The sequence below is a fragment of the Nonomuraea sp. AD125B genome (genome assembly GCF_041402765.1).
Classification (GTDB): domain Bacteria; phylum Actinomycetota; class Actinomycetes; order Streptosporangiales; family Streptosporangiaceae; genus Nonomuraea; species Nonomuraea bangladeshensis.
The window spans coordinates 483,043-495,101 of the sequence record NZ_JBGLOU010000007.1 but is presented as its reverse complement, the minus strand read 5'-3'; the positions used below and the strand labels follow the sequence as shown (position 1 = coordinate 495,101).

The following is a 12,059-nucleotide window of genomic DNA, read 5'->3' as shown; positions in this document are numbered from 1 at the left end:
GGGTGTGGGGGGCGGGGTGGGGTCGGGGGCGGTGGGGGTTCGCGGGGTGACGCGGGTGCCCGCGCCGACCCGCGACACCAGGAACCCCTCGGCGACGAGCTGCTCGTACGCCTCCACCACCACCCCTCTGGACACCTGGAGGTCGGCGGCGAGGTCGCGGGTGGCGGGCAGCCGGGTGCCGGGCGCGAGCCGCCCGCCCCGGATGGCGTCCCGCAACTCGGCGGCAATTTGCCCCGCTATTCCACCATTTTCCCGATTTATCTGGATATGCAGGTCGGCCACATTGGTCCTGTCTTCCGGCAAGGCATTGGACTGTTTCCGAGAACCAATGTCTTTCTAGCATCCATCGCATGAAACACGGCATCCCCGGCGCCTCGTCCGCCATGTTCCTGGTCGGCACGCTGGCCGGCGTCTCCGGCCTCGTCGCCGCGTACCCGCTGTACGGCGGCCAGGCGGTCCGGTACCTCGTCGCGGCCGCCATCCTGCTCCTCATCACCCGCCCGCTCGGCCTGCGGTTCGTCCGCCTGACCGGACGCGAGACGCTGTACCTCGGCCTGCTCACCCTGCTCGGCCTGGTCCTGTTCAACGTGTGCGTCATCGAGGCCACCCGCGCCGCGGGCCCCGCCCTGGTCGGCACCGTGCTCGGCACCGTGCCGCTGTGGCTGGCCCTGGCCGGGGGCCGTCCCTCGCCACGGCTGCTGGCCGGCGCGGCGGTCGTGGTGTCCGGCGCCACCCTCGCCACCGGGCTCGGCAGCGGCAACCTGCCCGGCCTCCTCTGGTCGCTCGGCGCCCTGGTCGGCGAGGTCGCCTTCTCCCTGCTGGCCATCCCGCTGCTGCCCAAGCTGGGGGCGATCCGGGTGTCGGCGTACTCGACGGCGCTGGCCGTCCCGATGCTGCTCGCCGTCGGGCTGGTGGCCGAGGGCACGGCGATGTTCCGGATGCCGACGGTGCCGGAGGCCCTGGGCTTCGCCTACATGTCGGTCGTCATCACGGTGCTCGCGTTCTTCCTCTGGTACAGCGCGCTCCCCCGGCTCGGCCCCGGGACGGCGGGGCTGTTCGCCGGGCTCATCCCGGTGGGGGCGATCGTGACGGGCGCGGTGCTCGGCGTCGCCATGCCCACCGCGTACGACCTCATGGGCGCCGCGCTGGTGATCGCCGGCATCCTCGTCGGGCTCACCGCCCCCGCTCCCGCCAGGGAGCCCGTACGGGCCGCCGGAGGAGGCGCGTAATCTACAGGGCGGACGAAAGGATGGACATGGGCGAGTTCGACTACACCGACCTGCTGCCGCTGGGAGCCGATGACACCGAATATCGGCTGATCACGACGGAGGGGGTGCGGAAGGTCGAGGCGGCCGGGCGGACGTTCCTCGAAGTCGAGCCGGAGGCCCTGCGGCTGCTCACCGAGACGGCCGTGCACGACATCTCCCACTATCTGCGGGCCTCCCACCTCGCCCAGCTCAGGAAGATCGTCGAAGACCCCGAGTCCAGCGGCAACGACCGCTTCGTGGCGCTCGACCTGCTGAAGAACGCCTCCATCTCGGCCGGCGGCGTCCTGCCGATGTGCCAGGACACCGGCACCGCCATCGTCATGGGCAAGCGCGGCCGGCACGTCCTCACCGACGGCCGCGACGCCGAGCACATCGCGCACGGCGTGTACGACGCCTACACCCGGCTCAACCTGCGCTACTCCCAGATGGCCCCGCTGACCATGTGGGAGGAGAAGAACACCGGCTCCAACCTGCCGGCCCAGATCGAGCTGTACGCCGAGGACCCGCACGGCCACCCCGACGAGTACAAGCTGCTGTTCATGGCCAAGGGCGGCGGCTCGGCGAACAAGTCGTTCCTGTACCAGGAGACGAAGGCCGTGCTCAACGAGAAGCGCATGATGGCCTTCCTGGAGGAGAAGATCCGCTCGCTCGGCACCGCGGCGTGTCCTCCGTACCACCTGGCGATCGTGGTCGGCGGCACCTCCGCCGAGTACGCCCTGAAGACCGCCAAGTACGCCAGCGCCCGCTACCTCGACTCCATCCCGACCGAGGGCTCGCCCTCCGGACACGGCTTCCGTGACCTGGAGATGGAGGCGAAGGTCTTCGAGCTGACGCAGAAGCTGGGCATCGGCGCGCAGTTCGGCGGCAAGTACTTCTGCCACGACGTCCGTGTCATCCGCCTGCCGCGGCACGGCGCTTCCTGCCCGGTGGCCATCGCGGTGTCGTGCTCGGCCGACCGTCAGGCCCTCGCCAAGATCACGCCGGAGGGCGTGTTCCTGGAGCAGCTGGAGACCGACCCGGCGCGGTTCCTGCCGGAGACGACCGACGAGCACCTGTCGGACGACGTCGTACGGATCGACCTCAACCGCCCGATGCCCGAGATCCTCGCCGAGCTGACGAAATATCCGGTCAAGACCCGGCTGTCGCTGACCGGCCCGCTCGTCGTGGCCCGCGACATCGCGCACGCCAAGATCGCCGAGCTGCTGGACGAGGGCGGCGAGATGCCGCAGTACCTGAAGGACCACGCGGTCTACTACGCGGGCCCGGCGAAGACGCCCGAGGGGTACGCCTCCGGCTCGTTCGGCCCGACGACGGCGGGCCGGATGGACTCCTACGTCGAACGCTTCCAGGCGGCCGGCGGTTCGATGGTGATGCTGGCCAAGGGCAACAGGTCGAAGCAGGTCACCGAGGCCTGCCAGAAGTACGGCGGCTTCTACCTGGGCTCCATCGGCGGCCCCGCGGCCCGGCTGGCCCAGGACTGCATCAAGAAGGTGGAGGTCCTGGAGTATCCGGAGCTGGGCATGGAGGCGGTGTGGAAGATCGAGGTGGTGGACTTCCCGGCCTTCATCGTCGTGGACGACAAGGGCGACGACTTCTTCACGGACCGCACGGGTCCCGTGCTGACGATCGGCCGCCGCTGAGGAACGCGCTGAGGAACGCGCCGAGGAACGCGGCGGGGGTGCCGGGTGGGGGGTTCTCGCCGCTCGGCACCGCCGTCAGGCGGCGAGTCGCACGGGCTCCCGGTGCGGCGGCACCACGGTGCCGTCGGGCAGCAGCAGACCGGTGTCGTCGAACAGGACGACGCCGTTGCAGAGCAGGCTCCATCCCTGGTCGGGGTGGGCCGAGATGACGTGCGACGCCTCACGGTCAGACGCGTCGGCACTGGGACAGACCGGATAATGACTGCACATCGCGCACCTCTCTGATTGCGCTCCGACGATGGTGTCGTGGGTGGTCATGAGTCGTAGGTGCTGGATCAGAACGGGAGCGGGCGGCCGGACGGCGTGCGAAGGTCGAGCGCCGGGGCGCTCGGCTTCCTCGGCCGGCGACGGATCTGGATCTGGCGCATTGTCATCACGTCCTTCGCGTGCCGGTCGGCGGTGCGGTACGGACTCGTCGCTCTGGTTCGACTCGGCGACGGCCCGCTGTTCTCGGCTTTACCATGCGCCCGCCCCCTTACGGCACCCTTACAACTCGCTGACCGACCCCTGTTTCCCCTGGTAGCCGGTCCACGGTTGAGCTGAACGTCCCCTCCATGCATCATGCCCGTTTTCTGGGCAGATGAGTGTGCCGACCGACACAGACCGTGGCCGCGCGGTCTCGACGCCAGGGGGACACTCGTACTACCTTCGGACAGAGGCCCGGCACAGGTTTGCTGACGTGACGAGTCAGGCAGGTTGACTTAAGTTCGCAACAATTTATCGGCCGCGCCTCTACTGGTCGGTTTACACAAATAGGTAAGCTGCCTGCCATGCGTGCGCCCTCCGGTTACCTTCTCGCCGCGCGCTATCGGCTTGTGGAGCCGGTCGGTCGCGGCGGCATGGGCACCGTCTGGCGGGCGCACGACGAGCTGCTCAACCGCTACGTCGCGGTCAAGGAGGTGCGGCTGCCCTCCGTGCTCGACGAGGAGCTGCGCGCCGAGCTGTGCGCGCGCACCGAGCGCGAGGGCCGGGCCACCGCGATGGTGGCGCACCCGTCCGTCATCACGGTCTTCGACGTCGTCACCGAGGACGACCGGCCCTGGATCGTCATGGAGCTGCTGCGCGCCAAGTCGCTGGAGCAGCTCATCCAGGAGGAGGGCCCGCTGGAGCCGCGCCGGGCCGCCGAGATCGGCCGGCAGATCCTCGGCGCACTGCGCGCCGTGCACGCCAAGGGCATCCTGCACCGCGACGTGAAGCCCAGCAACGTGCTCGTCACCGAGGACCGCGCGGTGCTGACCGACTTCGGGCTGGCCGCGCTCGAAGGTGACGTCTCCATCACCCAGGCGGGCATCGTTCTCGGGTCCGCGGGTTACATCGCTCCAGAGCGGGTGCTGGGCTCGAAGGCCAGCCCGGCCGCCGACCTGTGGTCGCTCGGCGCGACGCTCTACACCGCGGTCGAGGGCCGCGGCCTGCACGGTCGCCGTACGGCCGCGGCGGCGCTGGCCGCGCTGACGAGCGGCGAGCCGATCCCGATGACCAAGGCGGGCCCGCTCGCGCCGGTGCTCGACGCCCTGCTCAGGATCGATCCACACACCCGGCTCGACTCGGTGCGCGCCTCGCTCATGCTGGCCAGGGTCGCGGCCGGCGGCTCGGCCGAGGAGCCGCTGGCCCCGCGCCGGCCGCCGCGCGCCGCCCAGGGACGGTCCGCGCAGGGACGGTCGGGGCAGGGCATCGCGCCGCCCGCCTTCGCCCGCCGGCCCGCCCACCGGGGGATGCACCGGGCCGACGTCACGAACTCCGCCCCGGTGAGCGTCCCCAGGCAGGAACGCCGGCCCGGCGAGGGCGTTCACCGCAAGCGTGTGGAGCAGGGCGAAACTCCCTCTGCATATGCCCGTCTGAAAGCCACGGTGATAAAGTTGTGCCTTCCTCGGCGGTTCTGGCCAAGAGAACTTCGCAAGCGAGGGTAAAGCACTTCCCAAGCGAGAATCGATATCTTCTTCGTATGCCGGAACAGCAGACACGCCTGCTCGCGGAGCGTTACGAGCTCATCGCCCCGCTGGGCCGGGGCACCATGGGCACGGTGTGGCGCGCACGCGACCGCGCGCTCGGGCGCGAGGTGGCGGTCAAGGAGATCCGCCATGACCCGGGGCTCACCGAAGAACAGCGGACCGAGCTGCGCGAACGCATGGTCCGCGAAGGCCGCCTCGCCTCGCGCATCAACCATCCCGCCGTGGCCTCGATCCACGACGTCCTGATCGACGACGGCAGTCCCTGGATCATCATGGAGCTCGTCGAGGGCCGCTCGCTGGAGCAGGTCATCGACGAGGAGGGGCCGCTGCCCCCGCGCCTGGTGGCCGAGATCGGCGTCGACCTGCTCGGCGCGCTGCGGGCCGCGCACAGCCAGGGCATCACGCACCGCGACGTCAAGCCGGGCAACGTGCTCATCACCGAGAACGGCCGGGTGGTGCTGACCGACTTCGGCATCGCCAAGGCCGAGGGCGACTCGCGGCTCACCAAGACGGGCATGGTGATCGGCTCCCCGGGCTACACCGCCCCGGAACGTGCCAGGGGCGAGTACACCGGGCCCGAGTCCGACATCTGGTCGCTCGGGGCCACGCTCTACTTCGCGGTCGAGGGGCGGCCGGCCTACGAGCGCTCCACGATCGCCGAGACGCTGGCGGCGCTGCTCACCGAGAGCGCCGACCCGCCCACGCAGGCGGGGCAGCTGCGTCCCGTGCTGAACGGCCTGCTCAACAAGGACTACCGGCAGCGGCTCAACGCCGCCAAGGCGGAGACCCTGCTCCGCATGGTCGCCGACACCCCCACGAGCGAGATGCCGGTGATCACGGCCGAGGCTCTGATGGCTCAGGAGGTCGCGTTGCCCGACCCGTTCGCCAAGAACCCCCCGCCGGGGCCGGCCGGGCAGCCGCAGGCGCCCGGCGCGCGGCCGCCCGGCGCGCGGCCACAGGCACCGGCCGCACGGGGCCAGGAGCCGGGCATGCGGGGCCAGGAGCCCGGCGTGCGAGGCCAGGAGCCACGGGGCCGGGAGCCGCGGCCGCAGCCGTTCTCCGGTCCTCAGAGCCCCGCCGCGACGCCTCCCGGCTCGCGCGGCTCAGCGGGATCGGTCCCCGGCCCCAAAGCGCCCACGGTGCCGCAGAACGCCTCCCAGGGCCACCCGCAGGGCCCGCCCCAGAGTCCACAGAGCCACCAGCAGGGCCGTCCCCAAGGTGCTCCCCCGCAAGGCCCTAGGACAGGACCCCCGACCGGCCCGCAACGGCCGCCGGGCGCGGACGGCCAGGGGCCGGGCAACGCCTTCGACTCCGCCGGCGAGGGCTTCGACCCCGACCGCACGGTCAGCGTGGCCCGCCCCAAGGGCCCGTTCCCCGCGCCGCCGCCCCAGCAGCCGGCCGACGAGGGCTCGATCAACACGATGCGCATCCAGTCGCCGATCGGCTCCCCCGGCCAGCAGGTCTATCCCCCGGCCAACCCCCCGGCGGGCCGGCAGCCCGACACCGCCCCCAACCCGGCTCCCCCGCAGCAGCAGCCCCCGCACTTCGGCCCCCAGCAGGGCGGTCCGCAGGTCCCCTTCGAGGGCCAGGGTCTCGGCACGGACCTGTTCTCCATCGCCGGCCCCGCGGAGCAGAAGCCGACGGGCAACCGCAACGGGATGCTCGTGCTCATGGCGGTGGCCGCCGCGGCCGCCGTCGTCATCGCCGTCCTCATCGTGGCCCTCTTCAGCAGCTGACCCCGGCCCTCGCGGGTAAGACTGGGAGTCATGAGCGAGTTCCGTATCGAACATGACTCCATGGGCGAGGTCCGCGTGCCGGCGGGGGCCAGGTGGCGTGCGCAGACCCAGCGGGCGGTGGAGAACTTCCCGGTGTCGGGACGGCCTCTGGAGTCGTCCCACATCGCCGCGCTGGGCCTGGTCAAGGCGGTGGCCGCCGAGGTCAACGGCGAGCTGGGCGTGATCGACGAGGACCTGGCCGAGGCGATCGCGCAGGCGGCGGCCGACGTGGCCGACAACGAGCACGACGCCCACTTCCCGATCGACGTCTTCCAGACCGGCTCCGGCACCTCGTCCAACATGAACGCCAACGAGGTGATCGCCACCCTGGCCGAGGAGCGGCTGGGCCGCCCGGTCCATCCGAACGACCACGTGAACGCCTCCCAGTCGTCCAACGACGTCTTCCCGACCTCGATCCACGTGGCGGCGGCCACCGAGGTGACCTTCCACCTGATCCCGTCGCTGCGTCACCTGGCGGAGGCGTTGCGGGCGAAGGAGGCCGAGTTCGCGGGCGTGGTGAAGTCGGGGCGCACCCACCTGATGGACGCCACGCCGGTGACGCTGGGCCAGGAGTTCGGCGGCTACGCCACCCAGGTCGAGCACGGCGTCGTACGGGTGACCGCCGCGATGGACCGCGTGCTGGAGCTGCCCCTGGGCGGCACCGCCGTGGGCACGGGCATCAACACGCCGCCGGGGTTCGCGAAGGCGGCCATCGCCAAGCTGCGCGAGGCGACCGGCATCCCGTTCACCGAGGCGGCCGACCACTTCGAGGCGCAGAGCGCGCAGGACTCCATCGTGGAGCTGTCCGGGCAGCTCAAGGTGGTGGCGGTGTCCCTCAACAAGATCGCCAACGATCTCCGCTGGATGGGCTCGGGCCCCCGCGCGGGGCTGGGCGAGATCAACCTGCCCGACCTGCAGCCCGGCTCGTCGATCATGCCGGGCAAGGTCAACCCGGTGATCCCCGAGGCCACGGCCATGGTCGCGGCCCAGGTGATCGGCAACGACGCGGCGATCACGTTCGCCGGGGCGTCCGGGAGCTTCGAGCTGAACGTGCAGCTCCCGGTGATCGCCCGCAACGTCCTGGAGTCGATCCGGCTGCTGGCGAACGTCTCCCGCCTGCTCGCCGACCGCTGCGTCACCGGCATCACGGCGAACGAAGAGCGCCTGCGCGAGTACGCCGAGTCGTCCCCGTCGATCGTCACCCCGCTCAACAGGTACGTCGGCTACGAGGAGGCCGCGAAGATCGCCAAGCAGGCCCTCGCGGAGCGCAAGACCATCCGCGAGGTGGTCGTCGAGCGCGGCCACGTGGCCGACGGCACCCTGACCGAGGAGCAGCTCGACGCCGCGCTCGACGTGCTGTCGATGACCCGGCCGGATTAGGCCGTACGGGTCGCGTGGCCCCAGCGGGTGAGCAGGGAGAGCGCGGCGCCGGAGTCCACGGCGTCGGCGGCCCGCTTGTAGGCGCCGGCGAGTGCGGGCACGAGCTCGTTCGCGCGCGGCGCGCCCTCGGCGGCCACCACGGCGGCGGCGGCGTTCAGCAGGACGATGTCGCGCACCGGGCCGCGCTCGCCCGCGAGGACGGCGCGGGCGACGGCGGCGTTGTGCCGGGCGTCGCCGCCCCGCAGGTCGTCGGGACGGGCGCGGCGGATGCCCAGCTCGGCGGGGTCGAAGGCGGTGCGGGTGACCGTGCCGAGCCGGACCACCCAGATGGTCGAGGGGCCGCAGGTGGTGAGCTCGTCGAGCCCGTCGTGGCCGCGGAAGACGAGCGCGGAGCCGCCCCGCTCGGCCAGCACGCCGGCGATGACGGGCGCCATCCGCTGGTGGTAGACCCCGACCGCCTGCGCGGGCGGCAGCGCGGGGTTGGTGAGCGGGCCCAGGAAGTTGAACACCGTGGGCACGCCCAGCTCGCGGCGGGGCCCGGAGGTGCGCTTCAGCGCCGGGTTGAACACGGGCGCGAAGCAGAACGTGATGCCGAGCTCCTCGGCGACGTGCACGACGGCGGCGGGTGGCAGGTCGATGACCACGCCCAGCTCCTCCAGCACGTCGGCGGCGCCGGACTTGGAGCTCGCGGCCCTGCCGCCGTGCTTGACGACCTTGACGCCCGCGGCGGCGGCCACGATGGCGGCCATGGTGGAGACGTTGACGGTGTTGGCCCGGTCGCCGCCGGTGCCGACCAGGTCGACGGGATCACCGGAGACGCGGATCGCCGCCGAACGGGTCAGCATGCCGTCGGCCAGCCCGGAGACCTCTTCGACGCTCTCGCCCTTGGCCCGCAGCGCGACCGCGAACGCGGCGATCTGCGCGTCCGTGGCCTGGCCCGACATGATCTGCTCCATCGCCCAGGCGGCCTGGCGCGAGGTGAGCGAGACCCCGTCGAGGAGCAGGGACAGCAGCTCGGCCCAGATCTTCGTGACCTCTTTGACGGAGGCGGGAGTGGTGCCGGGTGCGACGTTGGCTGCGGTGCTGGTCACGGGAAAGCGCCCCTTTCGTGAAGTGCTCGACGGGGGCGCGTGCATGATGCCGGTGGCCGCCTCGTCGAGGCGGCCGGTGCGTGTGCGCTCGGAGGTCCGCCTAGGAGGCGGGCCACCACTGCTGCACAGACGCGATCATGCGGCCCAACATATCAGACGGGGTGATCCACATAGCGCAGCGCGCATCTATGTCGTCCGCCCCCATGCTGGCCGATCCGGGGAGCGCCTAGGGTGCGGAGTATGGCGAAGGAGCTGACTGGGCGGACCGCGCTGGTGACGGGGGCGGGCAGCGGCATCGGGGCGGCCTGCGCCCGCCGGCTGGCCGCCGCCGGCGCCCGGGTGCTGGTCGCGGACCTGCGGGCCGAGCCCGCCGAGAAGGTGGCCGCCGAGGTGGGCGGCGTGGCCGTGGTGGCCGATCTGGCCGATCCCGGGTTCGTCGCGGCGCTGCCGGACGAGCCGGTCGACATCGTGGTGAACAACGCCGGGTTCCAGCACGTGGCGCCGATCGAGGAGTTCCCGCCCGAGGTCTTCTCGGCCATGCTGCGGGTCATGGTGGAGGCGCCGTTCCTCATCGCGCGGCGGGTGCTGCCCGGCATGTACGAGCGCGGCTGGGGCAGGTTCGTCAACATCTCGTCCGTGCACGGGCTGCGGGCCTCGCCGTACAAGTCGGCGTACACCACGGCCAAGCACGCGATGGAGGGCTTCTCCAAGGTCGTGGCCCTGGAGGGGGCGGCCCACGGGGTGACCTCGACCTGCGTGTGCCCGGCGTACGTGCGCACGCCGCTGGTGGAGGCGCAGATCGCCGACCAGGCACGGGTGCACGGGATCGCGCCCGAGGAGGTGGTGGAGACGATCATGCTGGCGCCCGCGGCCGTCAAGCGCCTGATCGAGCCGGAGGAGGTGGCCGAGCTGGTCGCCTACCTGTGCGGCCCCAACGGCTCCTTCATCACCGGCGTCTCCCTTCCCATGGACGGGGGGTGGACCGCCCACTGATGTCCCGCCGCTATCTGGAGCTGCTGGCCCGCGAGGCGTCGGCGGTGGAGTTCGAGGGCCCGATCGTCGAGGCGCGGGCCCGGGGGGCGGACGCGGCCGAGATCGAGGAGCTGGAGCAGGCCAAGATCGAGGCGCTGCGGGTGCGCGCGCTGCTCAGGCGGCGGGCCCGGCGCGAGGCCGAGCTGTCGGCCCTGTACGACACCGCCGGCGACCTCGCCGCCCTGCGCGACCTGGACGCCGTCCTGGAGGCGATCGTCCATCGGGCCAGGCAGCTCCTCGCGACCGACATCGCGTACATGACCCTGCACGACCCCGAGCGGGGCGACACGTACATGCGGGTCACCGACGGGTCGATCTCGGCCAAGTTCCGTGCGCTGCGCCTGGCGATGGGCGCGGGACTCGGCGGGCTGGTGGCGCAGACGGCGACGCCGTACGCGACCGCCGACTACTTCGCCGACCCGCGCTTCCGCCACGAGGGCCACATCGACGAGGCCGTCAAGGAGGAGGGCCTGGTCGCGATCCTCGGCGTGCCGCTGCGGCTGGGGCAGCGGGTGATCGGCGTGCTGATGGCGGCCAACCGCAGCGCGCGGCCGTTCCACCAGGAGGAGGTGGCGCTGCTGGCGAGCCTCGCCGCGCACGCGGCGGTGGCGATCGACAACGCGCGGCTGCTCCAGGAGACCAGGAACGCGCTGGAGGAGCTGTCGCGGGCCCACCGCACCGCGCGGGCGCGCGGCGAGGCGGTGGAGCGGGCGGCGCTGGCCCACGACCGGATGACCTCGCTGGTGCTGCGCGGCGGCGGCATCGAGGACGTCGCGGCCGTGGTCACGGAGGTGCTGGGCGGGAGGCTCGCGGTCCTCGACGACCTGGGGCGCCCGCTCACGGGCGACGTGGGCGAGCTGGACGCGGGGGTGTTCGAGGCCGCGCAGGCGTCGCGGGCGCTCGGCCGCACGGTGCGGCGCGGCGAGCTGCTGGTGGCGTCCGTGGACGTCGGCGGCGAGCCGCTGTGCACGCTCGTGCTGCGCAGCGACGACGCCGACGAGCGCATCCTGGAGCGGGCGGCGCTGGTGTGCGCGCTGCTGCTGCTGTTCCGGCGGAGCGTGGCCGAGGCGGAGGGCCGGGTACGCGGCGAGCTGCTGGACGACCTGATCGCCCGGCCGGACTCCCCCGGCCTCGCCGACCGGGCCAGACGGCTCGGCGTGGACCTGGGGGCGCCGCACGTCGTCGTGGTGGTCAAACACGGCGGTCAGCGGGAGCGGGCGGCGTTCTGGGCGTCCTCGCAGGCGGCCATCCGGCACGGGCTCGCGGCGGGGCGGGGCGACGAGGTCGTGCTGCTGCTGCCGGGCGAGCGGCCGGGAGCGCTGGCCACGCGGGTGGCCGCCGAGCTGAGCGCGTCCCTCGGCGCGCCCGCGACGGCCGGCGCGGCCCTCGCGGCCCTCGCGCCGCCGGAGGAGGCCGCCCCCTACGCGACCGCCTACCAGGAGGCGCGGCGGTGCGCCGAGGCGCTGATCGCGCTCGGCCGGGCCGGTGACGGCGCGAGCGCGGCCGAGCTGGGCTTCGTCGGGCTGCTCGTCGGCGACGGCCGCGACGTGCGCGGCTTCGTGGACCGGGTGCTGGGCGCGGTGATCGGCTACGACGCCCGGCGCGGCACCGCGCTGGCCGACACGCTGGCCGCCTACTTCGGCACGGGCTGCTCGCCGTCGCGTACGGCCGAGGCCCTGCACATCCACGTCAACACGGTGACGCAGCGGCTCGACCGGGTCGGCCGGCTGCTCGGCGACGGCTGGCAGGAGCCCGAGCGGGCGCTCGAACTCCAGCTCGCCCTCCGCCTGCACCGGCTCGGCCACACATCCACCGGCCAGAGTGTGGGCCCTGACTCCATATGAGTGACGCCGGTCACTCCCTA

The 12,059-nt window shown here is 72.5% G+C and carries 10 protein-coding genes; 7 read left to right on the top strand and 3 right to left on the bottom strand.

Annotation, left to right across the window (positions count from 1 at the left end):
- On the bottom strand, positions 1 to 282 hold a 282-nt coding region (locus ACBR40_RS21675; RefSeq protein WP_371249897.1), incomplete at its 3' end, for a GntR family transcriptional regulator.
- A 68-nt stretch (positions 283 to 350) separates the two neighbouring features.
- Here ACBR40_RS21675 and ACBR40_RS21670 point away from each other — a divergent pair.
- Both ACBR40_RS21670 and ACBR40_RS21665 read left to right on the top strand, forming a co-directional pair.
- Positions 351 to 1,229 (top strand): DMT family transporter, encoded by an 879-nt coding sequence (locus ACBR40_RS21670; RefSeq protein ID WP_344210788.1) that lies wholly within the window; start codon positions 351 to 353, stop codon positions 1,227 to 1,229.
- A gap of 26 nt (positions 1,230 to 1,255) precedes the next feature.
- On the top strand, positions 1,256 to 2,908 hold the full coding sequence (locus ACBR40_RS21665) for a fumarate hydratase (RefSeq protein WP_344210790.1): 1,653 nt from the start codon (positions 1,256 to 1,258) through the stop codon (positions 2,906 to 2,908).
- A 75-nt stretch (positions 2,909 to 2,983) separates the two neighbouring features.
- Here the strand turns inward: ACBR40_RS21665 and ACBR40_RS21660 are convergent, their stop codons facing one another.
- A complete protein-coding gene (locus tag ACBR40_RS21660) occupies positions 2,984 to 3,178 on the bottom strand; it encodes a DUF5999 family protein (RefSeq protein WP_344210792.1) in 195 nt (64 codons plus the stop codon).
- Between the two features lie 560 nt (positions 3,179 to 3,738).
- Between ACBR40_RS21660 and ACBR40_RS21655 the strand changes: the two genes are divergently transcribed.
- The 3 genes from ACBR40_RS21655 to ACBR40_RS21645 are packed head-to-tail and all read left to right on the top strand — an operon-like array spanning position 3,739 to position 8,072.
- A complete protein-coding gene (locus ACBR40_RS21655; protein ID WP_371249896.1) occupies positions 3,739 to 4,875 on the top strand; it encodes a serine/threonine-protein kinase in 1,137 nt (378 codons plus the stop codon).
- Between the two features lie 35 nt (positions 4,876 to 4,910).
- Complete coding sequence (locus ACBR40_RS21650; protein WP_371249895.1) at positions 4,911 to 6,653, top strand: protein kinase; 1,743 nt, start codon at positions 4,911 to 4,913, stop codon at positions 6,651 to 6,653.
- A 30-nt stretch (positions 6,654 to 6,683) separates the two neighbouring features.
- Positions 6,684 to 8,072: a class II fumarate hydratase gene (locus ACBR40_RS21645; protein ID WP_344210798.1), complete on the top strand. Its 1,389-nt coding sequence runs from the start codon at positions 6,684 to 6,686 to the stop codon at positions 8,070 to 8,072.
- Here ACBR40_RS21645 and trpD read toward each other — a convergent pair.
- Positions 8,069 to 9,163 (bottom strand): anthranilate phosphoribosyltransferase, encoded by a 1,095-nt coding sequence (gene trpD / locus ACBR40_RS21640; RefSeq protein WP_371249894.1) that lies wholly within the window; start codon positions 9,161 to 9,163, stop codon positions 8,069 to 8,071. The genes ACBR40_RS21645 and trpD overlap by 4 nt on opposite strands.
- Positions 9,164 to 9,403: 240 nt before the next feature.
- Between trpD and ACBR40_RS21635 the strand changes: the two genes are divergently transcribed.
- Complete coding sequence (locus ACBR40_RS21635; RefSeq protein WP_344210802.1) at positions 9,404 to 10,156, top strand: 3-hydroxybutyrate dehydrogenase; 753 nt, start codon at positions 9,404 to 9,406, stop codon at positions 10,154 to 10,156.
- Positions 10,141 to 12,039, top strand: a complete 1,899-nt coding sequence (locus ACBR40_RS21630; RefSeq protein WP_371249893.1) for a helix-turn-helix domain-containing protein — start codon at positions 10,141 to 10,143, stop codon at positions 12,037 to 12,039. The genes ACBR40_RS21635 and ACBR40_RS21630 overlap by 16 nt, the downstream gene beginning before the upstream one ends.
- Positions 12,040 to 12,059 lie beyond the last annotated feature (20 nt).

Excerpts from the sequence above, each read along its gene's own strand:
- ACBR40_RS21670 (WP_344210788.1), top strand. The coding sequence starts at position 351 with ATGAAACACGGCATCCCCGGCGCCTCGTCCGCCATGTTCCTGGTCGGC.
- ACBR40_RS21665 (WP_344210790.1), top strand. The coding sequence starts at position 1,256 with ATGGGCGAGTTCGACTACACCGACCTGCTGCCGCTGGGAGCCGATGAC.
- ACBR40_RS21660 (WP_344210792.1), bottom strand. The coding sequence starts at position 3,178 with ATGTGCAGTCATTATCCGGTCTGTCCCAGTGCCGACGCGTCTGACCGT.
- ACBR40_RS21655 (WP_371249896.1), top strand. The coding sequence starts at position 3,739 with ATGCGTGCGCCCTCCGGTTACCTTCTCGCCGCGCGCTATCGGCTTGTG.
- ACBR40_RS21650 (WP_371249895.1), top strand. The coding sequence starts at position 4,911 with ATGCCGGAACAGCAGACACGCCTGCTCGCGGAGCGTTACGAGCTCATC.
- ACBR40_RS21645 (WP_344210798.1), top strand. The coding sequence starts at position 6,684 with ATGAGCGAGTTCCGTATCGAACATGACTCCATGGGCGAGGTCCGCGTG.
- ACBR40_RS21635 (WP_344210802.1), top strand. The coding sequence starts at position 9,404 with ATGGCGAAGGAGCTGACTGGGCGGACCGCGCTGGTGACGGGGGCGGGC.